Origin of the sequence: Mucilaginibacter rubeus, from assembly GCF_014643835.1 — a bacterium.
GTDB classification, from domain to species: domain Bacteria; phylum Bacteroidota; class Bacteroidia; order Sphingobacteriales; family Sphingobacteriaceae; genus Mucilaginibacter; species Mucilaginibacter rubeus.
Genome location: NZ_BMKD01000007.1, coordinates 138,501 through 162,508, shown reverse-complemented (window position 1 = coordinate 162,508; position 24,008 = coordinate 138,501). Strand labels below are relative to the sequence as shown.

At 42.7% G+C, this 24,008-nt stretch carries 20 protein-coding genes and 1 tRNA gene; 11 read left to right on the top strand and 10 right to left on the bottom strand.

The window, feature by feature from the left end:
• Window positions 1-25: 25 nt before the first annotated feature.
• The gene (locus IEX80_RS21530; protein ID WP_188834101.1) at window positions 26-2,449 is read left to right on the top strand and encodes a TonB-dependent receptor domain-containing protein; all 2,424 of its coding nucleotides are present in this window, start codon (window positions 26-28) and stop codon (window positions 2,447-2,449) included.
• Between the two features lie 211 nt (window positions 2,450-2,660).
• On the top strand, window positions 2,661-2,912 hold the full coding sequence (locus tag IEX80_RS21525; protein WP_188834100.1) for a hypothetical protein: 252 nt from the start codon (window positions 2,661-2,663) through the stop codon (window positions 2,910-2,912).
• A 290-nt stretch (window positions 2,913-3,202) separates the two neighbouring features.
• On the opposite strand, the gene IEX80_RS21520 is transcribed toward IEX80_RS21525, so the two are convergent.
• Window positions 3,203-3,616: a nuclear transport factor 2 family protein gene (locus IEX80_RS21520; protein WP_112656261.1), complete on the bottom strand. Its 414-nt coding sequence runs from the start codon at window positions 3,614-3,616 to the stop codon at window positions 3,203-3,205.
• Window positions 3,617-3,836: 220 nt separating this feature from the next.
• Here IEX80_RS21520 and IEX80_RS21515 point away from each other — a divergent pair.
• Window positions 3,837-3,909: transfer RNA gene (locus tag IEX80_RS21515), tRNA-Met, on the top strand.
• 79 nt (window positions 3,910-3,988) lie between these two features.
• Here the strand turns inward: IEX80_RS21515 and IEX80_RS21510 are convergent.
• From IEX80_RS21510 to IEX80_RS21495, 4 genes are all read right to left on the bottom strand, one after another.
• The gene (locus IEX80_RS21510; protein WP_188834099.1) at window positions 3,989-4,465 is read right to left on the bottom strand and encodes a DUF2214 family protein; all 477 of its coding nucleotides are present in this window, start codon (window positions 4,463-4,465) and stop codon (window positions 3,989-3,991) included.
• A gap of 8 nt (window positions 4,466-4,473) precedes the next feature.
• The gene (locus tag IEX80_RS21505) at window positions 4,474-4,878 is read right to left on the bottom strand and encodes a DUF4267 domain-containing protein (protein WP_188834098.1); all 405 of its coding nucleotides are present in this window, start codon (window positions 4,876-4,878) and stop codon (window positions 4,474-4,476) included.
• Window positions 4,879-4,943: 65 nt separating this feature from the next.
• Window positions 4,944-5,519 (bottom strand): Crp/Fnr family transcriptional regulator, encoded by a 576-nt coding sequence (locus IEX80_RS21500; protein WP_090533738.1) that lies wholly within the window; start codon window positions 5,517-5,519, stop codon window positions 4,944-4,946.
• Window positions 5,520-5,952: 433 nt separating this feature from the next.
• A complete protein-coding gene (locus tag IEX80_RS21495) occupies window positions 5,953-8,403 on the bottom strand; it encodes an outer membrane beta-barrel protein (RefSeq protein ID WP_188834097.1) in 2,451 nt (816 codons plus the stop codon).
• A gap of 163 nt (window positions 8,404-8,566) precedes the next feature.
• Here IEX80_RS21495 and IEX80_RS21490 point away from each other — a divergent pair, with 163 nt between their 5' ends.
• From IEX80_RS21490 to IEX80_RS21465, 6 genes are all read left to right on the top strand, one after another.
• Window positions 8,567-9,751 carry an acetyltransferase domain-containing protein gene (locus IEX80_RS21490; RefSeq protein ID WP_188834096.1) on the top strand — a complete coding sequence of 395 codons (1,185 nt, stop codon included), beginning with the start codon at window positions 8,567-8,569 and terminating at the stop codon, window positions 9,749-9,751.
• A gap of 10 nt (window positions 9,752-9,761) precedes the next feature.
• On the top strand, window positions 9,762-10,220 hold the full coding sequence (locus tag IEX80_RS21485) for a putative quinol monooxygenase (RefSeq protein ID WP_188834095.1): 459 nt from the start codon (window positions 9,762-9,764) through the stop codon (window positions 10,218-10,220).
• Window positions 10,221-10,361: 141 nt separating this feature from the next.
• Window positions 10,362-11,492, top strand: coding sequence for an acyltransferase family protein (locus IEX80_RS21480; protein WP_188834094.1), 1,131 nt, complete (start codon window positions 10,362-10,364; stop codon window positions 11,490-11,492).
• A 247-nt stretch (window positions 11,493-11,739) separates the two neighbouring features.
• Window positions 11,740-12,288, top strand: a complete 549-nt coding sequence (locus IEX80_RS21475) for a hypothetical protein (RefSeq protein ID WP_176626617.1) — start codon at window positions 11,740-11,742, stop codon at window positions 12,286-12,288.
• Window positions 12,289-12,430: 142 nt separating this feature from the next.
• Window positions 12,431-14,674 (top strand): CRTAC1 family protein, encoded by a 2,244-nt coding sequence (locus IEX80_RS21470; protein WP_188834093.1) that lies wholly within the window; start codon window positions 12,431-12,433, stop codon window positions 14,672-14,674.
• A gap of 89 nt (window positions 14,675-14,763) precedes the next feature.
• Entirely contained in the window at window positions 14,764-15,144 is a 381-nt protein-coding gene (locus tag IEX80_RS21465; protein ID WP_176626621.1) for a hypothetical protein, read from the top strand.
• A gap of 122 nt (window positions 15,145-15,266) precedes the next feature.
• Here IEX80_RS21465 and IEX80_RS21460 read toward each other — a convergent pair whose 3' ends face one another.
• The gene (locus tag IEX80_RS21460; RefSeq protein ID WP_188834092.1) at window positions 15,267-16,073 is read right to left on the bottom strand and encodes a hypothetical protein; all 807 of its coding nucleotides are present in this window, start codon (window positions 16,071-16,073) and stop codon (window positions 15,267-15,269) included.
• A gap of 27 nt (window positions 16,074-16,100) precedes the next feature.
• Complete coding sequence (locus IEX80_RS21455) at window positions 16,101-16,847, bottom strand: hypothetical protein (RefSeq protein WP_176626624.1); 747 nt, start codon at window positions 16,845-16,847, stop codon at window positions 16,101-16,103.
• Window positions 16,848-17,106: 259 nt separating this feature from the next.
• On the opposite strand from IEX80_RS21455, the gene IEX80_RS21450 reads away from it, so the two are divergent.
• Window positions 17,107-17,730: a hypothetical protein gene (locus IEX80_RS21450; RefSeq protein ID WP_139160055.1), complete on the top strand. Its 624-nt coding sequence runs from the start codon at window positions 17,107-17,109 to the stop codon at window positions 17,728-17,730.
• A 63-nt stretch (window positions 17,731-17,793) separates the two neighbouring features.
• On the opposite strand, the gene IEX80_RS21445 is transcribed toward IEX80_RS21450, so the two are convergent.
• The gene (locus IEX80_RS21445; RefSeq protein WP_229701714.1) at window positions 17,794-19,140 is read right to left on the bottom strand and encodes a BamA/TamA family outer membrane protein; all 1,347 of its coding nucleotides are present in this window, start codon (window positions 19,138-19,140) and stop codon (window positions 17,794-17,796) included.
• A 239-nt stretch (window positions 19,141-19,379) separates the two neighbouring features.
• On the opposite strand from IEX80_RS21445, the gene IEX80_RS21440 reads away from it, so the two are divergent.
• Window positions 19,380-21,113, top strand: a complete 1,734-nt coding sequence (locus IEX80_RS21440; RefSeq protein ID WP_229701713.1) for a glycoside hydrolase family 13 protein — start codon at window positions 19,380-19,382, stop codon at window positions 21,111-21,113.
• A gap of 122 nt (window positions 21,114-21,235) precedes the next feature.
• Here the strand turns inward: IEX80_RS21440 and IEX80_RS21435 are convergent, their stop codons facing one another.
• Both IEX80_RS21435 and IEX80_RS21430 read right to left on the bottom strand, forming a co-directional pair.
• The gene (locus IEX80_RS21435; protein ID WP_188834091.1) at window positions 21,236-22,867 is read right to left on the bottom strand and encodes a GH35 family beta-galactosidase; all 1,632 of its coding nucleotides are present in this window, start codon (window positions 22,865-22,867) and stop codon (window positions 21,236-21,238) included.
• 99 nt (window positions 22,868-22,966) lie between these two features.
• Entirely contained in the window at window positions 22,967-23,986 is a 1,020-nt protein-coding gene (locus tag IEX80_RS21430) for a nucleoside hydrolase (RefSeq protein WP_188834090.1), read from the bottom strand.
• Window positions 23,987-24,008 lie beyond the last annotated feature (22 nt).

The following is a 24,008-nucleotide window of genomic DNA, read 5'->3' as shown; positions in this document are numbered from 1 at the left end:
ACCAAAATCTAACACACTCACAAATATGAAAACTAAACAAATAGCAATACGGTTAATCATGATGATAGCTGTGTTAATCATTTATAACCTCAATAGCTATAGCCAAACCCCGGTGCAGGTAAAAGGGGATATTGCTGATTCGGTAACCAAAGCGCCTTTGCCATTGATAACCGTACGGCTAAAGAATGCTGCCAATGAAACCATTATGGTTGCTGTTACTAAAGACGATGGCTCTTTCAGTTTTGCTTCGGTACAACCGTCAAACTATTCACTGTCGATTAACGCTATTGGCTATAGCTCAAAAACAATAGCCCTCGATCTTACACATCAACAGCAAACACTGATGCTAAAACCGGTTTATTTGAGTGATGTAATGACCAACCTGAAAGAGGTTGCCATAACCGCCGAAAGACCGGTTATCAGGCAAAAGGCCGACAGGATAATTTACGACCTGAAGGCGGATCCTGAAAGTAAGGGAAATAATGTACTAAGCATGATGAGGAAAATTCCTTACCTGTCATTAGATGGGGATGATAATTTACTGCTTAAAGGAAATTCAAGCTTTAAAGTGCTTATTAACGGTAAGCCCTCCGGCAGCTTGGAAAGCAACCTTAAAGCCGTTTTAAAAAGCATCCCGGCATCAACCATTGAGCGGATTGAGGTGATCACCACACCGCCATCAAAATATGATGCCGAAGGTTTGGCGGGCATCATTAACATCATCACCAGCAAAAAAATCAACGATGGTATCAATGGTTCTGTAAATATCAATGAAAGCTTGCCTGCAGGTGGCCCCGGCATCGGAGGTTCTGTTACGGCTAAAAAAGGCAAGTTTGGTGTTTCTGCTTTTGGCGGTGGCAGCATCAACAATTCGCCGCAAACCTATAATACCAACAAACGTGTTGATGCTGCCGGTACAACACTGGCGCAAAACGGTTATCAGCGTTCAAATAATAAAACCGCTTATTTCGGCACCGAATTAAGTCTGCAGATAGATACACTGAATTTGTTATCCGCCCAGTTCAATTATAATGGCAGCCGTGTAACCGATCATAACGGGCAGTCGTCCCTGCTAACCGGCGATAGTCAGCCTGAACAATACCGTTTTCAAAACAATAATAAAGCCGCCAGCCATGGCATTGATGCCGGGATCAATTATGAATTGGGCTTTAAGGGAGTTAAAAACAGGCTGCTTACATTTTCATACATGTACAGCAGCAACACAAATAACAAAAATGGCGACGTTCAATTTTTTGACCGGGTAAATTTCCCAGGCCCCAATTTTCAACAAAGCGATAAACAAAAATTTAAAGAACACACTGTACAGGTTGATTTTGTTACCCCGGTAAATAAAATGACCATTGATGCCGGTGTTAAAGCTATATTCAGAAATAACAGCAGCGATTTTAGCTATAGCTCATTAAATGAAACAACCGGTTTATATGAGCATGACGCAGCGCAGTCAAACGCGTTTACCAATACCCAAAATGTGTTTAGCGCTTATAACTCCTACCAACTGGCTTTAAACAGTTGGAACATCAATGCCGGTGTGCGGGTTGAGGAAACCGTGATCCGGGCTGATTTTATGAGCACGGCATCTGTGGCCGATCAAAATTATTTTAACGTTGTTCCTTCTGTTTCGGTAAGTAAAAGATTTAAAGACGAAAGCAGTATCAACTTCGGTTTTTCGCAAAGGATCAGGCGGCCGGGCATCAACAGGCTTAACCCTTACGTTGACCGCTCAAACCCAAATTATGAAGTTACCGGTAACCCAAACCTGAGACCTGTTTTATTGAACGATATCCAGCTTGGGTATGGCAGCAATAAAAAAATATCAATAAACATCGGGCTCGACTATTCGTTCATGAACAACCTCGATTTGCAGGTAGTTAATTTTGACCGCACCACCCAGGTTACACAAGTTACCTATGCTAATACCGGCAAGGCCAGCAGTGCGGGCGTTAATTTTAACCTTAGTTATCCTGTAACTAAAATTTACAACGTAAGCCTCAATGGTAACATGATGTACTTGTGGCTGCAGGGCCAGGCCGGTGGAAAAGTAGTGAACAATAACCTGCTGATGTATGGGGCTACGCTATCAAACGTAGTACGCCTGAACCATGGCTGGGCCCTGAATGCCGATTTGGGTATAAATAGTCACAACCCTACAGGTTTACAGGGGTACACCAACGGCTTTTTTTACAGCGCGTTCAATTTCAACAAGGATATTGTAAAAAATAAGTTCAGTATCTCTGGGGGGATCAAAAATCCGTTTACCAAATACCGCAACAGTGTAAGCAAAACATTTGGTCCTCAATTTAATCAAACCTACCAAAGCATGAACTATTACAGGTCATTCAGCATCAGCTTAAACTACAATTTTGGAGGCTTAAAAGACAGGATCAATAAAAACAGAACAAGGATTGAAAATAATGATGTGGCTAATTGATGAGTGTTTTTAATATTTTTTGTCATACTGAGTAAATTAAATCCGGCGGCCTCTGAAGGTAAAATGACATCTGCGTCACGTCATTGCTGTAAGAAATGAAGCAATCCCCGACAGGCTGGTAACGGGCTTCATTAGTATTAGACTTACATCGTCGCGCTCTTGGCCGCGCGGGGCCAGTTACTTTTGTCGCCACAAAAGTAACCAAAAAGGCTTGCAGCAGAGAGGCTTCTTTGTGCACAACCTGGCCCCCATAGCCCTCGGCGCGACCTTCACCCTGCAAAACGAACAGAACCACGGGCTGCAATTATTTTGCCCCGATTCGCACGCAATGCCTCCGCTTCTGCAAAAACTTGCTATGCCCCTGCAACCGCACCGCCCAGCATCGTTCTGCTCGTTTTCACCCGAAGCTGATCTGCTGCGAAAAAACACATTTTTTATCTTGTCATGGGTAGCGATAAGCTAAGGATCTTCTTGAATCGCCTCTACTGCTATGCAAAGCAAAGAGGATCCTTCGTTCCTACCCATGACAACTTAAAACGGGTGTCATGCAGAGCCCGTCGAAGCATAGTGGGCAGGCCTCTGCGCGCGAGTCTTCGACAGGCTCAGACTGACAGGCCCTCTTTTGTCATTTCACCTTCAGAGGCTTGCGGATTTAAACACTCAGGATGACAATAAGAGTTAGTGTCATTTAACCTTCGGGGGGCTCTGATTTAAACACACAGGATGACAGTTGTTTATAATGGTATAACTTGCTTAAGCTAAGTGTGCCAGCCCGTCAGGAAACATTCCTTTGGCCACTACAACCATATCAAGCGCTTCGCGGATCAGTTTGATCTTACCATTTTCGGCAACCACGCGCCCCATGTAGGTTTGCGGATAAACCCGACCTGTCGAATTGACTATAGCGTTCACATCATATTCGCCAAAGGCCTGATCAGGTGTATCAATATGGATCCTGATGTTTTGAAATTTAAAATTGCCGAATGTTTTGGGTAAGTTTTTAAGGAAATTATATATTACGTCCCGGCCTTTCCATTGCCAGGGTAAACCTAAACTTGCAAGGTAGGGAAGCTCGAACACTGCGTCGTCGGCAAAAAGTTCAATAGCTGTATCGGGGTTATTGACATGCTCAAGATAGCTGAGCAATAATTCTTTAGCGGTTTTCATTTCTTTGAAATTTTATCATCCTGTCCGTTCATCGGTCGGGGTATCACAAAGGTGCAAAGTACCCAAACGCTACACATTGACTTATAGTAAGAAAGAAATTGACTTATGTCAACGAAATTAATAAGTTAGGTGATAGCATGTTAAGTAACTATTAACAGTATACTACCATTTGTGACAAACAGATGTGATAACTTATTGTACATTTGCACTATCAAAACAGTGCGGGATGGAGCAGTTGGTAGCTCGTCGGGCTCATAACCCGAAGGTCATAGGTTCGAGTCCTGTTCCCGCTACCTCAGAAAAAAAAAGTCAAAAGCCTTGAGTCGAGAGATTTGAGGCTTTTGTTTTTGCATGAAGGCGCAACTTTCCAACTTAGTTAAACTTAAAAACGGCCATTAGTACCACAATAAAGAAGATGCAAAGCTGTATAAAATGAAACCTGATCATAGTACGGATAGCATCTTCAACCTGCCGGGCTTTCACATTGTTGCCTGTTGTCAAACTTTGTTTAAGCCGGTTGCCGCTCTTTTGCCCCATTAGCATGCCGTTAAGCACAAGCCCGAGTACAAATATCATCTTAATTTTAAACCATAGCTGATTGCCGAAGGCATTATGCGTAATAATCAGGAAACCTATTCCTGAAAGTACTAATAATATACCGCCGATAAGTAGTAAAACGGAAAATCTGGATAGTATACCAATTTGGTGTACTGCGGCATCTTTATTAGTTTGATAGGTTTTTAAAATGCTTCTGAACGCAACAAACTCAACAATATCGGTTCCCGCCATTAGCGTGAGACCGGTAAGGTGCATAAAGAGGCATATTTGTAAAAGCGTGTAGGAATTCATAAAATTAATTAGGATTTAAATAACAAAAAACTGGTGATAGCCATATAGGCTGCGGTTAACCCATGGATCATTAAATGAGAGATATCCAACGGTCCGTTGGTTGAAAGCACAATGAGGAAGTCGGCTGCCGGAACAGTTATTGCTGATGTAAATACCCAGGCTGTTGCCCTGCGCATACGCAACAATAAAAGGGGTAGCAGGACCACTCCCGAAAAAATGTCGCGGATGCCTTTTATTCTTCCAAATGGTAAATCATCGTTATTAATGATGGGAATACCGTAGCCTATAGCGCCGGCGGCAGGGTTTATTATAAAGCGGACACCAATAAAAATGATGCCCACTGCAATGAACAGGGTCATCCAAAAGGATGCCGACCGGATGCCCCATTGCTGTGTTTCGTGTATTGTTTTCATGTACTGTTATTTTTAACAGTACAAAATTGGGCAATGGAAATCTTCCATCGATTCACCCAGGTTAATTAATGCTTATCCCAGATCCGTTTACGGATACGGCTTAACGATTGTGGTTTAATACCTACATAGGAGGCTATATAGTATTGAGGAATACGCTGTGCAATATCGGCATACTCACTTAAGAACTTCGCATACCTTGTTTCGGGCGAATCGGTATATAAAGAACCTATCTGGCTGATTACACTTACAAATACCTGTTCTATTGCCAGGCGGCCAAATCTTTCGCCTGCTTTTACCTCATTATAAAATTGCTGCATACCAACGTAACTGATCACCCAGATAGTGGTATCCTCCAGTGCCTGTATATTAACGTACGAGGGAGTTTGGGGCAGGAAACTTATATAGTCGCACACAAACTCGTTTTCTTTGTTAAAGTAATTGGTTTGTTCTACTCCATCATTGTTAATATAATATCTCACAAGCCCGGTTTCGATAAAAACAACGTAGCGGCAAATATCGCCTGCTTTAAGCAGATGCTCGCCCTTTTTAAGAGTTTTCTTGTGAAATAAAGTGCGCGCTATACCTTCGTCATCGAAAGAGAGCGGGACATAACTTTTAATTTTTTCTATTAACAACTCCATTGAGCTAAATTAAATTACAGTATCGTTAAACTCAAACTTCAAGAACAAAGTTTGTTATGCTCTTCCTCGTTTCTGCGTTTGCCTTTCAATTGATCACTAATGCTCTTTCTTTATCGGAAGTGAGGCTCTTTCCCGGGAATGGCGAGTCTTTCCTGGGAACGGGATCAGAAACAGGCTGGAGGAATGTGATCTCCACAGTTTTGTTACCTGTTAAAGTTATTTTGATAGGCCCCTTGATACCTTTTATTAACTTTTTAAGGCAAGAGCCGGATACGCCGCCCCCGTTTTTTCTTATCGGGTTCGCATTCTACTGGACTATGCTTGCCCTGGCTCTTTATTATCTTTTTGGTAAAATAAAACGCTCTGCAAATAAGCATGATTTTTAACAGGATCAGAATATGCTGCGCTTGTTAATTTCCGGGCAATATTGAAACTAATGCGCCCTGTTTTGTTCACTATCCGCACCGCCGGTATCACGCTTTTTAGGGACGTTTGTTAATTTGCCGAAGCTATAGTTAAAGGCAAGGGTTACCACCCGGGTATCTAAAAAATTATGGAAGGTTGCATGTGCTCCTTCAATATTGGTAATGGTACCGCTTGGGCGAAACGAGTGAAAGATATCCCGTGCATTTAATTTGATTGAACCTTTGTTATTCAATATTTTTTTCTGAATAGCGGCATTGAGCATGCCTTTGGGTATCGTAACAAACTGGCCGTAAGTGCCGCCGCTATCATAAAAGCCGCTTAATTCGGCACTCCAGGTTTTTGATAAGGTGAATTGGTTATTGCCATTGCCGCTAAATGTGCTTTGAGATTGATGGAGGTAGCCAGAGTAAAACATGCCCTGGTAGGTGTTATTATATACCTCGGCATATAAATTAACCGACCACCATTTGGTTGGCTGAAGATTGGTATTGACAGAAAAATCCAGTGTTTTCCGTTGCCCTATGTTACCGGTGGTGCTGATGAATACGTTGCCATTTTTGTGAATGGTTTCATTTTGAACATCGGTGGTATAATTGTATGCAACCGCAACGGTAAACAGGCTTTTGAAACTATAGGCCAGCTTATAATTGTCGGTAAACTGTGGTTTCAGGAAAGGGTTGCCTGAAAAGTAGGTAAACTTGTCTACAAAAAAGGTAAAGGGGTTTAAACTCCCATAATTCGGCCGGCCTATCCGGCGACCGTAAGAAATAACTAATACTTTATGCCCTGCTGTATCGAGGTTGTAGGAAAAATACGCGGTTGGAAACAGGTTTGTATAATGATTAGCAAAAGACGAGTCGGCCCTTTGAACATTACCTAATTGATGCCCCTTGCCATTGGTGTTCTCTAACCGCAAGCCAGTTTGTAATGCGAAGCGGCCTAATTTTTTATTGAAATTAACATAGGCGGCATTTATATTCTCTTTATATAAAAAACGGTTAGTGTTGTTATAATCAATAGTGCTTACGTTATTAATTACATTAAAGTAATTGGCGGCATTATCCGTATTTACATAGCTGCTCTTAACGCCGGCCTCCAGCTTTGCCTTGCCTTTGAGTGGATGGGAATAATCAGCTTTTGCAGAGTAGATATTGATAGTAGCTGGTAAATTATCACTTAGCGTGGTTGAGTTTGTTAAAGTGCCATCGGGCAAAAAGGCATTATTTACAAACAATTGATTACTGCCCGATACATCGCGGATATAATCCAGATCGAATGTGAGCGCCCTGCCGGCACTATCAAATTTATGGGTGTAATTTAAGTTGACGCCTCCGCTTTTAAAGCTGTTTCTGGAAGTATTGAGGGTATTAATGGTTGAATCTAATTCACTATTTTTGCCATATAATAAACTGTTTACAGGGCTGCTGTCATGGTCGTGCGATAAGGTGCCGGTAAATACCACCCCCCAGGTTGTTTTCGGCGATGCATAATAATCCATCCCGGTTTTAATATTGGTATTGTTGCTTGTCGGCCTGAAATAGGAAATATCTTTTAGCGAGGAGATTTGGTCTCCGTTCATATCAAAATAATCGCGGTCAATTTCAAGCCTTCGGTAGGTTCTTTGTTTATTATAAGCAAGGTTAGCAAACAGGTTAACTTTGTCGAAACGGTAATTAAGGTTGATACTTTCATTATTGCGGTAATAAAAACCCAACGCGTAATCGGCAGACACTACCGCATTAAATCCCCTGGTGGTGTTTTTCTTAGTTTTGATATTGATTACGCCCGCGTTACCTGCCGCATCATACTTAGCCGGCGGATTATCCATCAGCTCTATCTGGTCCAAAGATGAAGATGGTAAAGAACGCAGGTACGTGGCCAGGTTTGCAGCCGAAAGATAAGTTGGTTTATCATCAATCATTACCAGCACCCCGCTTTTCCCCTTAAAGGTAATATTGCCATCGGCATCTATTTGCACGCCGGGCGTTTTTGACAACACTTCCAAAGCATTGGCGCCGGTATTGGATATCAATGCGCCTACATTAACTATTGTGCGGTCGATTTTTTGCTGAACATAAGATTTTTTACCGGTTATAGCTACTTCATTCAACGTTTTGCCCGCTAAGGGTAAAATGAATGCCGGTAAATTAACCGGTTGTTGCTGGTTGAGAACTACAGGGGCGCTTCGGTAATTTTTATAGCCCATATAGGTTGCCTTAACCAGATAAGTATCATCTTTTAAATTTTGAAAGGCAAAACTGCCGTCCGGATGGGTAAGCAGCGTACTTACAACCGTAGAATCTTTTGCGATAAGCAAGGTTACGGTTGCACCATCGAGCGGTTTTTTAGCATCATCTAAAACTATCCCCGAAATTTTACCACCTCCGGTTTGCGCATCGGAAACGGCGGGTAGCAACAATGTGAATAAGGTCAAAAAGAATGCCTGGAGTAGTTTCATAACTACAAGACATCATTTTAGTTAAAATAGTTACATAAAAATGGTAACTGGAAAGATGCATCATGTATCGGAAAATGGATTGTGCTCTTAATGTCAATGTCAAGAAATACGCATTCGTTAAAATCTATCTATATAAATAGTAACTTCATCATAAAAAACCTGAATGAGCGCAATTATAAAAAACCGGATAACCTCTATTGACTTTCTCCGTGGTACTATCATGATTATTATGGCCCTTGATCATGTGAGAGACTATTTATACTCCGGATCATTTTTTTATGATCCGCTTGACCTTACAAAAACAAGCGGCATATTGTTTTTCACCCGGTGGATCACTCATTTTTGCGCTCCAATATTTATGCTGCTTGCCGGAACATCGGCATACCTCATCGGGCAAAAGAAAACTAAAAGAGAGTTATCCATATTCCTGGTAAAACGGGGATTGTGGCTTATATTTCTCGAAATGTTCGTGGTTAACTTCGGCTGGAACTTCAATATCACATTTCCCATGTTTTTCTTTATTACTATATGGGCGCTGGGCTTAAGCATGATCATACTGGCGGCATTGATCCATCTGCCTAAAAAATTGATCCTGGGCATTAGCGTTATAATCATATTGGGGCATAATCTTTTAGACGGCGTTCATGTGCCGGGCAGCACTTTGCCGGCTTTTGGCTGGTCACTGCTTCATGATCAGCAGTTTTTTACCTGGCATAAGGAAATTTTATTGGTAGGGTATCCCATTGTACCCCTAATGGCGGTCATGTCATTAGGTTATTGTTTAGGCGGATGGTATACGGCGGGCTATGAGGTTGGCAAAAGGCAACGAAACTTATGGATAGCCGGTGCCACTTGTATTGCTTTGTTTATTGTATTACGTTATACCAATCTATATGGAGATCCGGTGAAATGGAGCGTACAGAAAAATACATTATTTACCATCTTGTCATTTATTAAGGTAAATAAATATCCGCCATCGTTGTTGTACCTGCTGTTGACGCTGGGTGCGGCCTTTCTGTTCCTGTCATTCACCGAAAAATCAAAAGGAGCTGTTGTAAAAGTAGTTTCGGTATATGGTAGGGTGCCCATGTTTTATTACCTTATTCATATTTATATAATCCACCTGATAGCAATTATCGCATCAGCGCTTACGCCCGGGCAGGACTGGACGATCTGGTTCCTGAAACAACCTATCTGGTTTACAACAAACCTGAAGGGCTACGGGTTTTCATTGCCGGTTGCGTATCTTGTTTGGATTGGAATAGTAATGGCCTTATATCCTTTATGCAAGCGCTATGATGATTACAAACAGGCCAACAAAGGAAAATGGTGGTTGAGTTATTTATAAAAAGTAAAAAATGGAAGCTATAAATGAAATTTCAGAACCAACAGGAAAACATACCCGCACAACATGGATACCGGCTTTTGGCAGCGGGTTGCTATCAGTTTTAATAATTTTTATGTTGTCGATATTTTCGCCACATAGTGCCGCCGCCCAGGATAAAAACAATGTGGTACGCATAGCCAAACTTGTAATTGATTCTGCTCAATTGCAGAATTATATGGCTGCGCTTAAAGAGCATGCTGAAACCGCTGTGCGCGTTGAACCCGGCGTTTTAACCCTATACGCAGTAGCCGAAAAAAATAACCCCACCCACATAACAGTTTTTGAAATTTATGCCGATGCCGCCGCATACCAGGCCCACCTGCAAACACCTCATTTTAAAAAATACAAAAGCACCACAAAAGATATGGTTAAATCGCTTGAGCTTGTGGAAACGACGCCGATAGTACTGGCTGCTAAGCCGCGATTGTAACGTTAATATGCTCTTTATTCTTCCGGTTTTGACTTGCCAATAAATTAAAGCATATTTATAGCCAGGGTGCTATGTTCTGTTTGCAGCGCATGCTATCAATCCCGAATTAACCAATTTGTCATACTTGTTTTTTCCTGCTAAATGAGTAAAAGCACTACGTACCTTGAAACAAAAGGACATTATCAAATTCTTGACGGCTTACGCGGTGTAGCATCGCTGTTTGTAGTGGCCTTCCACATTTTTGAAACCTATGCCGGCGATCGTTTTCATCAAATTATAAATCACGGCTACCTGGCGGTCGATTTCTTTTTTCTGCTCTCGGGCTTTGTAGTCGCTTACGCCTATGACGACCGCTGGGGCAAAATGACCCCATGGGATTTTTATAAGCGCCGTCTCATTCGCCTGCAGCCCATGGTTATTGCCGGATCAATTATTGGCGCCTTGTTTTTTTACTCGCAAAGCGGTGCAGTGTTTCCGCTTATTCATGACACGCCGGTTTGGAAAATGTTGTTGGTAATGCTGGTTGGTTGTACGCTGATACCGATACTGCCTTCTATGGATATCCGCGGCTGGCAGGAAATGCACCCGTTGGATGGCCCGGCCTGGTCGCTGTTTTTTGAATATATCGCTAATATTCTTTACGCGCTGGTGATCCGCAAGTTCTCCAAAACGCTGCTGGCCATATTGGTGTTTGCATCGGCCTGTTTGCTGATCCATTATACAGTAATGGGACCGCAGGGTGATGTAATTGGCGGATGGTCGGTTAATAAAACACAACTCTATATTGGCTTCACGCGGTTGCTTTATCCCTTTTTTGCGGGGATGTTGCTGTGCCGCATGGGTAAGCTCATTCATGTTAAAAGCGCATTTACGGTTTGCAGTGCTCTAATCATTGCCGTTTTATGCGTGCCGCGGATAGGAGGGCCCGAACATTTATGGATGAATGGTTTGTATGAGTCGTTTTGTATTATTATCGTTTTTCCGTTAATTGTGGCTATCGGCGCCGGTGGAACGTTAAAGAGTAAAAGTTCAGTAAGGGTTTGCAAATTTATAGGTGATCTGTCGTACCCGCTTTATATCACCCATTATCCTCTCATTTATTTTCATACAGCCTGGGTAACAAATAATAAGATCCCTATGACAGAAGGGCTGCTTGTAGGTTTGGGCCTTTTTGTAGCGAGTATCGCCATCGCCTACGCCTGCCTCAAGCTCTATGATGAACCTGTTAGGGAGTGGTTAAAGAATCGTTTTCTGCTGAAAAGGCCTAAATAATATTAGGGTAGGATGGGTATTAACTCAACCCGGGATTGCTATGCTCGTCGCCCCTCTCTACGCAAGCGCAAAGAGGGGATTCTTTTTCCTTCTCACCCGAAGGGTAAAGCGGCTGGTCCGGCGAAGCGCCGACCGTGTAAGTCGATTTATGCATTGATATTATATGATTTTAATAATAAATTAAATGGGCATAAATAAGTCTTGAAAATATCGTTTATAAATCTCATCTTTAGATAATTGTAAACCTTTGAAAAAGACCATCGCTTTAATATTGCTCAATATTTACCTGCTTAACATTGGCGGACAGCTGGCTTTGCACCAATACCTGGTTTATAAATCGGACCGGTTTTTTAATGAACAGGTTGGGAAAGGCTTGTATAATGTAAATGACCTTACCGAAGTAACTATCCCGGTTAACTTACCTGCTATTCATGATTGGCGAGCTTTTGAAAATATATCGGGGCATATTACATTTGGAAACGCCACCTACAATTACGTAAAAATGCGATTGACGAGGAGTGCCCTTCACCTGATGTGCATTCCTAATTATAAAACTACCCGCTTTGCCGATAGCAATGTGCTTGATGCAAAAGGAATAAAGGGGGCTCCTGTTTCTCCCAAAGAGCATGTGCCCTTTGGCAAAATGGTTTTAAAGGATAATGTAAGCCTTTCATTTGCGCAATTTGAATTTTACTGCCCTGTAGTGCCATTGCCTGAAAACGTTGTACAACCTGTGCAATCGTTAGTAAGTTCTCATCAGGATATTCCCGAACAACCACCCAAAGCAACCTGCTGATTTTCTCCATTTAGTCTATTTACCGACCTGCATTTGTTTAATGCCCATGGTCGTGTTGTCCGAAATTTCTATTGACAATTTAATACCACATCTCGCGGGTAAAAGCCCTGGCATTTTATCCGCGAGGGTATATAAAAATCCTATGATAAAGAAAAAAGTTACCGCCGCGCTTGTGCTGCTGTGCGGCTTTACCATAATAGCATCATGCCAGAACTCATCTAATGAGGAGATGGCCCAGGTGCTGAAGCAGATAAATAAAAAGAATAATACCATTTCAAACCCGTTTAACCCCGAAATGAAGCTGGCTTATTGCGATTCGTTGCTTAAAACCAAAAAGCTTGGCAAAAGCCCCGAGGTGTTATTTTCAAAGGCCTCACTGCTATTAAAAGCAGGACAAGAGCAGCAATCAGTTGATATTTATAAGTACCTGATGGATAACATCGATTTCATGTCGACTGATGAAACGTTGCCTGAACAGGCCATAGCTTACATGCGTTTGGGTGAACGGAGCAATTGTATGCTTAACCATACCGGCTCGTCGTGCATCTTCCCAATTAAAGATGATGGGGTACACAAGATCCAAACCGGCTCAAGAAAAGCAATTGAAGTGTATAAAGCATTGTTAAAGCTTCGTCCTGATGATTATGAGTCGCGCTGGTTAATCAACATAGCCTATATGACGCTTGGCGAGTATCCGCAAAAAGTGCCTAGGAATGCCTTAATCCCCGGCCTTAATGCCGACCCGGATACTGCAGCACAGGTTAAACCCTTTGTTGATGTGGCCGGTAGCCTTGGCCTTAACATCAACGGCCGGGCAGGCGGGGTCATTGTTGATGATTTTAATAACGACGGCTATCTTGATATCATGACATCGGGCTGGGACCTGAGCGATCCGATGCATTACTTTCAAAATAACCAGGACGGCACGTTTAGTGACCGAACCGAAGCCGCCGGTTTAAAAGGGATTACCGGGGGGCTTAATATCCAGCAAACGGATTATAACAATGATGGTAAACTGGATGTTTTTGTTTTGCGTGGCGCATGGCTCACCAAGGGCTTCGGCAACCAACCAAGTTCCTTATTGCGCAACAATGGCGATGGGACTTTTACTGATGTAACCGCCATAAGTGGTTTGTTTATGCTTCACCCTACTCAAACCGCAACCTGGGCCGATTTTAATAACGATGGCTGGCTGGATGTGTTTGTGGGTAATGAGAATTCGGAGTCGATGTACTACGCCGATGAATCAACCTGCCAGCTGTACATGAATAACCGTAACGGTACATTCACTAATATAACTACTGCTGCCCATTGCGGTATTAAGGCATTTGTTAAAGGTGTAACATCTGCCGATTATGATAACGACGGTTTTACGGATGTATTTATTTCAACTATGGACGGGCATAAATACCTGCTTAAAAATAAAGGTAAAACCAGTGTGGGTGTGGATTTTGAAGATGTTACCGCGCAATCGGGCCTCGATCAAATTAAACAACGCACCTTTACCACCTGGTTTTATGATTATAATAACGATGGCTGGCCCGATTTGATGGTCGCTAACTATAACTTTGAACGTACTTTAGGTTATTACAGTGCCGCCGCCGCCCTGGGCAAAGCTATACCGGAAGCTGGCAACATTTATCTATACAAAAACAATCATAACGGGACATTTACCAATGTAACCAAAGAAGCCGGCCTCGATAAAGTAGTTTACAGTATGGGGGCCAATTTTGGCGATATTGATAACGATGGCTATCCTGATATGTATTTTGGTACAGGTAACCCCGATTTTAAATCGCTTGTGCCTAACAAATTTTTCAGAAATATAGGGGGTAAACGTTTTGCTGATATCACTTCTTCATCGCGTACGGGTAATTTGCAAAAGGGGCACGGCATCGCATTTGCCGATTTGAGGAATAACGGCCATCAGGATATTTTTGCCGAAATGGGAGGGGCTTACATTGGCGACTCGTATACCAGTTCATTATACATGAACCCCGGTATAAGCAATAATAATTGGATCAGTCTGAAATTGAATGGCACAAAAGCCAATAATGCAGCCATCGGAAGCCATATCAAACTCACTTTTACCGAAAATGGGGTTAAACGTTCTGTTTATAAAGACGTTAATTCGGGCGGGAGTTTTGGGTCGTCGCCTTTGCGGCAGGAGATAGGAATTGGCCAGGCAAAGATGATTGATGAGATTGAGATAAAATGGGCAGGCAGCAGCGCTGTGCAATACTTTAAAAATGTGGCGCCCAATCAGTTCTTAAATATCATCGAGGGTAATGCACAATACAAAACTACCCAGTTAACAAAACTGATTTTCCGCAGCAAAAACATGCCTGGTTGTATGCCGATGCAAATGGCAGCCAAAATAAATTAAATCATGTTTCTGTAATAGAAAATATTAGCTCTGGTTTTATACCAAAATAGTTACATTTATATCAACAACAATTAAAATAAATCTTAACCATGAGAAAACTCTTATTACTATGCTGCATGTTCATTGGATTGGCTGTAGCAGGCAACGCGCAAACCAAGCCCGGTGCCAAACCTGTTGAAAAATCAAAAGACCTGCAAAAGCAATTAAAGCTCACTGATAAACAAACCGAAAAAATTGCGGTGATATACCAGGAATCATCCGATAAGTTTGAAAAGATCAAAGCTGCTGATAAAGGTGATAACACGAAAATGATGGTTGATATTAAGCCATTACGGGAAGCTACCATCTCAAAGATCAAAGCTGTTTTAACTAAAGAACAAACAGTAAAATACGATAAGCTTTTGAAAGGCAGCAAAGCAGCAGGTGGCAGTGGGTGGGGTGATGGCTGGAGCGCCACAAGCGGACAATAACCAGTAGTAACAAAATAACAGGCCGCTTTTCTTGTGATTAGAGCGGCCTGTTTATTTATAAAATTTGTTTAACCGGCATACAGTGCCATGGCAGATAGTTCATATCGTACTTCAACTGTTTCTTAATCCAGTATCTCTATCGGCCGGTTAAGTACTTCTTGCAGCGGGATCTTTTGAATACGCTTATCTTTTTTGATATAATTTAAACTAACCGGGAGAAGTATTGGCCCGGCGGTAACAGACCATCCCGGCGGATCGCCGCCTTCTGTTAATCTCAAGAAGCCGTCGCTGATGTAAAGGGGCATAAGCCATGCGTCTCCGGTATCCATTGCGCCAAGATCTATTTGCAGGGAAGTAGAATGGAAAGATTTAGCTGTACGTTCCGGATCTGTAAATTTATTGATATCGGTAGGGTCAAACATTTCACTTACTTCATCAAGCTTTAAACGGTTGATGTCGAGCTTTACAGATTCTGCTTTGCCTTTTCCAACTTGTTTAATAATTAAGCAGGCAACTGCCGTACCCATTGGCTTCAGCTTTTTTTTCTTGTATAAGGATGTAAATTCCTCCAGGTAAGTGGAAGAGATTCCATAGTCGGGGTGATAGCTTCCGGCAGCGATAAGATCATCTATTTCGTTCTTCATTACCGGATAAACTAAAGGGCTGTGATCCTTTTGGCCGGCAGCATCTTTCATCTTATTGTATGAGGCTATGCTCATTTCGCCATAGCCAATTTCAAATTTTGCATTGGCGGTATCCAATTGTTTGGCAAGGCTGTCTAATTGTTGCCTTTTTATAGTATTGCGCTTTTGCCGGGCAACATAAAAATACAGGTTGCCGATGATCAGGACACTGCCAGCCACTATCAGGATAAGGGCGAGGCTGTTTTTAGGTTGTTTGGCCGGTACTGGGTTTTCGTTATTTTCCATTCTTATGAATATCTGATCATTGTCGAACTATCCGCGCCCCTGCACCCCTTCGGCCAGCCTAACCGGGCTCAGCATTTTTCGTATTACTAATGATTTACGGGCGGTATCCGCCGGTTCTGTATAGTGGATATTATCCGGCAGAAAAATGGTTTTCGATTCAATTTTCCATTGTCTGTTTTTATTAACAGCGTTTGGTTTATCATAGGTCACGAATAAGGGGATTAAAATTCCTTGCCCGGTTGAAAGCCTTGAAGGTAGTTTTATAATTTGTTTCACAGCGTTGCCTTTGGCCCTGATCTGGCTGTCATAATCATTTTTGCTTTGAGGGGCTTCAGTTATGGTAAGCGGCTGGCTAATATTGAGCTTGCTCACGTCAAGTTCAATGTCTGATGCATCGCCTTTGCCTTTGTTCTGGATCATGAGGCAGGTGATAAACAGGTCATAATCAACAGCCGTGGTGTCGTTAAAAAGCTGGTCGGTTTTCTGGAGGTTTTTATCTGAAATTTCATTAGTGAGTATGGGATAATCAAGATAAAAGGCATCCTTTTTCCTTACAGCACTATCACCCCCCGCCAGGGCATAAATATCATTGACCATGCTGATATACGAAATTTCGAGGCTGGCCTTCAGATCAGGGTTAACCGGCGGTGGCGGATCTTTCTTAATCAGATTATACCCGGTAGTTATTAAACCTAAAATAACAGTAATTACGCCCAGCTTCAATTGCAGGCTTTTCCATATGCTGTCTTTATCGGCTGTTTTCTTTTTGGCCATGCTTCCCGGTTATTGATATGGTTAGGAATATCATGTAGTTGTATTACATGATTGTTTTACAGGTGCTTGCAGTATAAAATTAAGAATAATAATTAACAGCACAGATATTTTATGTTGTATTTTTTTTCTTTAGTTAAACTCCTATCTTCACCTAAACTTAAATACTGTCATGAATAAATTTTTAATAACAAAGTTGTCTTTTGTTGCGATACTTCTGTTTTTCATCCCGGCTCTGCTATTGGCCAACACATATAACAGAATGACAAGAAATATAGACATCGCCGGTCTCGTTGTTGATTCAAAAACCTTATTGCCAATTGAAGGAGCTGGTATTTTCGGGGCTGATGAAAAACTGCTTGGAAAAACGGATGTGCGGGGCTATTTTAAGATCTCACTTAGTTTTATGGCCGATGGGGAGATGAGGTTTAAGTTAAAGATCATTAAAAAAGGCTATAATAACATTATGCAAAGCGAGCATTGGGGCAGTTTGCCGGGCAATACAAAAGCGCTAATGTATTTTGGGTTAGATAAAGGATCAGGATCAAACTCTTTTTCAAAACTGGTAAACAAGGCGATTGGCGATCTGGATTATCACAGTACGCTGGAACATTTTGATCAGATAAAAATCGCCCGAACATTTGATAATAAACTATCTGCAGCAAAAGCTGGCAATCAGGATGTGTTGGTTAAGGTTGATAATAAGTTTTATATGGTGGATGAAACAGGATGGATCGTGATATCTTCCGATAAGGACTCGATATTGATAAATAAAAAACAATTGGTAATTGCAGATCAACTAAACGGCACGATCAAAAGAAAAGATATTAAATGGATGACACCGCTCAATGCTAAAAATACAAAGTTCGCTGTTTATACTAAGTAAGCTATATAGAACTATCGTAGTCGATTTAACGAAACGGCCTTCGTGATTAACATAGAGGCCGTTTTAAAATGCTTCATTCAAGCCCAAAAAGAACCCCTTTGAACCATACCGACCAAAGGCATAGTCAAGACAAAGATTGGTACGGGTTGCTTTATTAAATAGTACCCGCAAACCGCCGCCATAACCCGGTTGCCATACCTGGAATATTTTGGTGCCCGATTCATCATTGGTTGTTTGCAGGTTGGCAAATGCCACGCCGCTTAAAAATTTATTCCGCAGTATCGGGAAACGGTATTCTACTTCCGAGTAGTTGTATTGCGTACCCTTAAAATATTGTACTACATAACCCCTGCCGCTCCGGAAGCCCGGATCTTTGCCGGTGCCTGGCAGCTCGAGATAGGGGATGTTACCGCTGATAAGGTATGAGCCCCAGTTCCAGAAGGCAACAACATGTTCGGGGTTAGTTTCTGACAGGCTGAAATACTTTCTGAAATCGGTAGTGAACTGTACCGCATTTTTGGAGCTCCCCATCCAGCTTTGATTAATGCGGAAGCCGGCATCGACGTAAATCCCTCTGTAGGCCCGGTTTTGATTGTCGCGGGTAGTGTATTGTAAGTTAAAAAGCAAGCCGTTAGCAGCATAATGGTCGCGGGCAAATCCATGACGGTCGCTATAGATATTGTATGGGGTAAGATCAGTTGTTGATTTGGTATCCTCAATTTTTCGCCTGATATCAAAAGAAGCGCCCGCGCCTAAAAATAATCCCTTATCTATCTCTTTGTATACCTTCTCGCGGATATTATAAAATTGCGAATGCAATGCCCTGCCTTTACGCCCGGGATTGGCCAACACCTGGTCGGCTTCGCTGCCGCTTGATGCCTGGCCAATTCCCAAGCCGTAATCGGGCGAAACTGTTTTGGCTGCAACCAAACTGCCCTGAAAATTCCATTTATTACCCGGTGTATATATGTTATGGTTGATATAAAAATAGATGATCCCCTTGGTAGTAATAGAAGCCGATGTGGCAGCAACCGAAAGCAGGGTATTTGGATCGTTCCCTAATTTTTTTCCGGCTACAGCCTTGATCCCAATTTGTGAGCCGATAGTGGGATTGGATGCCACATTGGGTATGATGGTAATTCCCGATGCCTTTTTATTAGGAGGTGCAGCCGGTCGGCCGGGGTGAAGTATGTTACGCACCAGATCGCCAAAGTCATATTGTTTATATAAAGTATCGGTCGGTTTGGCCGGTTTTACTACTTTTTCTTTAATGCGCAATGAATCGGCTTTTACCGAATCGGCAGGTACAGGTACCTGGCCGAAAGCATGTACCGATATGCCTGTAAATAGTATGAATAAAACTGTTTTTAAAAGCAGGGTAGAAATTTTATGTGGTGGTTTGTGATGCACGCTAACGGATATAAATATTAAAAATTCAATTTACTGACTGTTTAATTGTGATTGGTGTTAGCTCATTTCTAAACCCCGAAATGTGCATAATGTTTGAACTTCAAATTTGTACGGGCGCTAAGCCGACGGATTTAGTTGCATTATTTTTTGTTTCGCTTAAATATTGCTATCTTAATATTCTATTGTTATAAACCACAGAAAGTCTGTTTCGTCCTGCTAAAGCTTAACCAATTATAATCATGAACGTACCTTACATTCGTTTTGTGGCCTTCATTGTTTTTATGTTTGTTGCCATTTCAGGGGCCGCGCAAAACAATCAAGGCAGAGCAGACACTATTGACCGCAAATGGTGGAAGGAAGCCGTAGTTTACCAGGTTTATCCCCGAAGCTTTAAGGACAACGATGGAGACGGTATTGGTGACCTGAAAGGCATTATCTCCAAACTTGATTATATCAAAAGCCTCGGTGTTGATGTTGTTTGGCTTAACCCAATTTACAGCTCGCCTAATGACGATAATGGCTATGATGTAAGCGATTACCGCAACATCATGAAGGATTTTGGAACCATGGATGATTTTGATGTTTTGCTGAAAGGCATGCATTCCCGCGGCATAAAACTGGTGATGGACCTGGTAGTAAATCACAGCAGCGATGAGCACGAATGGTTTAAACAAAGCAGGAGCTCGCGCAAAAATCCGTACCGGGAATATTATCACTGGTGGAACGCCGAAAAGGGCAAACCCGCTTATCGCTACAGTTTATTTGACGTAAACCACGATGCCTGGCGTTATGATTCGCTTACCAATGCCTATTACCTGCATTATTTTTCGCGCAAGCAGCCCGACCTTAACTGGGAAAATCCAAAACTGAGGAATGAAGTATACGGCATAATGAAGTTTTGGGCTGATAAGGGGATTGACGGTTTCCGGCTGGATGCCTTCCAATTTGCTGCAAAGGATACTACCTTTCCGGCCTTTCCGAAAGGGTTTGAAAAAAACTTTACCCAATATTACGGCGTACAGGGCAATTTGCACGGATACCTGCAGGAAATGAACAGAGAAGTGCTCAGTAAATATAACGTAATGAGTGTAGCCGAAGGTGCAGGCAATACTTTTGAAGACGGCCATAATTTAGTTGATGCCGACAGAAATGAATTGAACATGGCTTACGCATTTGAAGGTGTGGATATTGCCAAACCCGAAGGCTATAGCGTAGTTCACTTAAAACAGGTATTTACCAAATGGGATAGTGCCTTTGCATCAAAGGGGTGGTTATCAATATTCTTAGCCAATCATGACCAGGCCCGGCTGGTAAGCAGGTTCGGCAATGATAGTCCGGAGTTCAGGGCTGTATCATCAAAAATGCTCACTACATTTTTGATGACTATGCGCGGTACGCCATACTATTATAATGGCGACGAACTGGGCATGACCAATGCTGGCTTTAGCACAATTGATGACTATCGTGACGTGCAAACGTTAAACGAATATCAGCGGCAAAAAAATATTGGTGCCGATTTGCCTACATATTTAAAACGAATAGCCTTTGAAAGCCGTGATAACGGGCGCACTCCATTTCAATGGAACAGCACGGCCAATGCCGGTTTTACAACGGGTACACCCTGGATAAAGGTAAATCCCAATTATAAAAGTGTCAACGCTGCTGCGCAGGAAAAAGATGCCAATAGCACGTTGAATTATTTCAGGCGGATAGTAAAGCTGCGGAAGGATAACCCGGTACTGGTATACGGAAAATATACATTGCTCGATGCACAAAACCCCGATACTTATGCCTACACCCGGGAGTTGAACGGCAGGAAGCTGCTGGTATTCCTGAATTTTACAAGTAAAACAGCTCCGGCTCAAACAGGTATGAATTTGGGTAATGCAACGGTTTTAATCGGCAATTATCAAAAGCCATCAAAAAATGGCACGCTGATGCCGTATGAGGCGGTGGTTTATGAGGTGAAATAGGAGGGTTTAACGTGTAGAGACGCATAATTGCGTCTCTAATGTACTGAGCCTCATTTAATTGAAAATTGCATGCGTGACCTGCCTGCGAGAGACGCAATTATGCGTCTCTACATTAATTAATTTTACCTCACCACCAACGAGATCTGCAACACCCTCGGCTTATCGCCAATTGCAGGCCCTCCCCAGTCTGTTTCATCACCATTAAGGATGCGAAGCGATTTAAATACGCCTTGATCATACCAGCCTTCTTCAACCTTAAGGTATTGCCATGCCTTACCGGTGTTGCTGCCGGCCGGGCGGAAGGTGATGCGACAGTTTGTTCCAGTCGCGATAAATTTATTTTCATTAAGGCTAACAATCATGGCTTTACCGTTATGGTCTTTATTAGGTTTAAGTTCACCACCCCGGCCGCTGCCAAATTTTACAATGGCATCCCAGGCACCAAGTTTAATGCTTTGCTCCGCGCCATCTTCATGTTCAACAACGGCTTTGATCTTATTTTCAAATGCCCATTGTGCCAGTTCACGCATCATTGGTGCTGCCATGGCATATTCATCCGCAAAAGGGGAAAGTAGCTCGGCCAAATGATCATCGTTTGAACTATCGCCATTGTCATCTATCCCGAAAGGTGAAAAGCCAATACCACCGTGGGCCAACACATCATAAAAATATTTGGCATTATCAGCCATTAAGCCAGCTTCGGGTACAAACAGGGGATTATCTGCGCGGGTATACAGGTCAATTACTTTCAACACCCTTTCGCTGCCCGACAGGTAAATATCAGGAGCAAGCAGGTTAATTGATGGGGCGGCTACTTTCCAGATCGGGATTACGTTATCTGTCGCGCCCCCGCTTTCATAATGGGTTGCCGGCGGATTGGTAAGCGGATCACGGAGCGCCACGTTTACGTATAATGGCAGCGGATACTCAGCTTTACCGGCTGCGGCCACCTGTTCGATGAACCGGGCTATTGACCAGGCCTGGAAATATTCGTCAGCCCTGTCGCCAAAAACTTTGGTCCACGAGCCTTTTGAGTGTTCCGATACATTCAGGGCTTTTAGTACAGCTGGTTTTAACAGTTGGGCGGGGACATCGCCTTCAAACAGTTTTTGCGCCTTGGCTGAATAGTCGCGAACGGTGTCCCATGAGCCTGGTTCGTTTTCAACCTGCACCATGATTACGGTATGTTGCTCATCAGCCTGCTTTAAGTAACGCATAACTGCCGAAAACGCTTTGATATCAGCATCTAAAGTGGCTTTTGAATGAGGTGAAGGCGAGTCAATGGGCTTGCCTGTTTTACCAGTAATGTTTGGATATTTCTCCGCATCGCGTTTCATCCATTCGGGCATGTAATGGTTGCTGCCGTTTTTCCAGGTGCCAAACCATAATAATACCAAATGCACGTTATGCTGCCGGGCTTGGGTAAGCAGGGTATCCACTAATGAAAAGTTAAACCTCCCGGGCTGTGGCTCTACCTGCTCCCAGTAAATGGGTACTTCGAGCGTGTTAAGGTGCATTGCTCCGGCCGATTTCCATACGCCTGGCGTTAAAGCGGGCCATGCACTTGAGTTGTGCGCCTGTCCGCCCAGCATTAAAAATGGTTTGCCGTCAACTAAAAACGCGTGCCTGCCATTTTTTTCGATAAGCTTAGGTAACGATGTATCATTGGTTTGAGCAAGAGTTTTACCCCCCGCAAATAATAGTAATGTAAGCAGAAGCGTATTTTGAGTTTTTTTGCCAATTATTTTAAGCATGATAACAAAGGTTTATGACCATGCAAAATAATTACAAAACAGCACTTTTGGTAATACTAAATAAACCGTTTATGGTTAAAAATGTGCCAAATGCAGCATTTATTTAGCCAACTCCAGCTTGGCAAAAAAATCATTAAACATGAGGTTGATATCTAACCTGCGATAAACACGGATATTTCGGCCATGGGCATTGTAATCATATCCGCCTTGTGCGTTAATAAGCGGGCAGGGCTTTAACACATATTCACTTGATGATGGATCGGCTTCAAAGGATGATTGCAGCGCGGTAAGCAACACCAGCGGACTATCACCTATGATATAGGTTTCACCCAAATTAAGACGATATTGCTGGATGAGCTTCATGACGTTTTCAAGTGCGCCAGCCAGATATTTCCCTGTTTCGCCTTGCGGCTTTACTTTAAGCAGTAATTCTGAGTAGGAAAGTATGGCCTGGCGATATCCATCCCTCGGAATCTGCCATAATTTTAGCTGAGAATGGTTAAACACAGCTCTCGCCGCATTGATATCGATATTGAGGTTATATTCGGGGCTGCTGTAATTGGGTGGGGGTAGTGCAAGATCGCTGTACTCCGGGCCGCCAATCCACACCAGTGTGAGTTTGTCGGCAATTTTTGGATCGGTTAATACAGCCGATGCAATTTCGGTAAGTCCGGCGCCACAAAGGATGTAAAGAGGTAAGGAGGTGTCTGTACGGGATGCTTCTTTAATGATCAGATCGACAGCTTTACTTTTTACCGGGGTACTGTCGTTTACCATCGCGGTGTTAGAGCCTGCTATTACCGGGAATTGATCTTTAATCTTTAAAACAGCTAACAGGTCTGCAGCCTTTTTTGCCGCGTTCTCCGCCTGGGTTTTAGATCTGTCGAACCCATCATTGGCATTCAGGTGCGAACCAATGATCCCTCTAACGTCAACCGATGGTGATAATACCAAATGTGTAAGCGCAAACAAACCATCCGGGTCACCGCTAAAATCGTTGTCCATGATCACCCTGATGCGGGGCGAGATGAGTTTATTGTTTGCAGCTGATTGCCCTTTTGAAACAAAAGGAAAAACAAAAAGCACCAGCAGGAATGCTAAAAACTTGCTTTGGGTCATAGCTTAAAGGTTAATTGGTTGC

Excerpts from the sequence above, each read along its gene's own strand:
- IEX80_RS21530 (WP_188834101.1), top strand. The coding sequence starts at position 26 with ATGAAAACTAAACAAATAGCAATACGGTTAATCATGATGATAGCTGTG.
- IEX80_RS21520 (WP_112656261.1), bottom strand. The coding sequence starts at position 3,616 with ATGAAAACCGCTAAAGAATTATTGCTCAGCTATCTTGAGCATGTCAAT.
- IEX80_RS21510 (WP_188834099.1), bottom strand. The coding sequence starts at position 4,465 with ATGAATTCCTACACGCTTTTACAAATATGCCTCTTTATGCACCTTACC.
- IEX80_RS21505 (WP_188834098.1), bottom strand. The coding sequence starts at position 4,878 with ATGAAAACAATACACGAAACACAGCAATGGGGCATCCGGTCGGCATCC.
- IEX80_RS21500 (WP_090533738.1), bottom strand. The coding sequence starts at position 5,519 with ATGGAGTTGTTAATAGAAAAAATTAAAAGTTATGTCCCGCTCTCTTTC.
- IEX80_RS21495 (WP_188834097.1), bottom strand. The coding sequence starts at position 8,403 with ATGAAACTACTCCAGGCATTCTTTTTGACCTTATTCACATTGTTGCTA.
- IEX80_RS21490 (WP_188834096.1), top strand. The coding sequence starts at position 8,567 with ATGAGCGCAATTATAAAAAACCGGATAACCTCTATTGACTTTCTCCGT.
- IEX80_RS21485 (WP_188834095.1), top strand. The coding sequence starts at position 9,762 with ATGGAAGCTATAAATGAAATTTCAGAACCAACAGGAAAACATACCCGC.
- IEX80_RS21480 (WP_188834094.1), top strand. The coding sequence starts at position 10,362 with ATGAGTAAAAGCACTACGTACCTTGAAACAAAAGGACATTATCAAATT.
- IEX80_RS21470 (WP_188834093.1), top strand. The coding sequence starts at position 12,431 with ATGATAAAGAAAAAAGTTACCGCCGCGCTTGTGCTGCTGTGCGGCTTT.
- IEX80_RS21465 (WP_176626621.1), top strand. The coding sequence starts at position 14,764 with ATGAGAAAACTCTTATTACTATGCTGCATGTTCATTGGATTGGCTGTA.
- IEX80_RS21460 (WP_188834092.1), bottom strand. The coding sequence starts at position 16,073 with ATGGAAAATAACGAAAACCCAGTACCGGCCAAACAACCTAAAAACAGC.
- IEX80_RS21455 (WP_176626624.1), bottom strand. The coding sequence starts at position 16,847 with ATGGCCAAAAAGAAAACAGCCGATAAAGACAGCATATGGAAAAGCCTG.
- IEX80_RS21450 (WP_139160055.1), top strand. The coding sequence starts at position 17,107 with ATGACAAGAAATATAGACATCGCCGGTCTCGTTGTTGATTCAAAAACC.
- IEX80_RS21440 (WP_229701713.1), top strand. The coding sequence starts at position 19,380 with ATGAACGTACCTTACATTCGTTTTGTGGCCTTCATTGTTTTTATGTTT.
- IEX80_RS21435 (WP_188834091.1), bottom strand. The coding sequence starts at position 22,867 with ATGCTTAAAATAATTGGCAAAAAAACTCAAAATACGCTTCTGCTTACA.
- IEX80_RS21430 (WP_188834090.1), bottom strand. The coding sequence starts at position 23,986 with ATGACCCAAAGCAAGTTTTTAGCATTCCTGCTGGTGCTTTTTGTTTTT.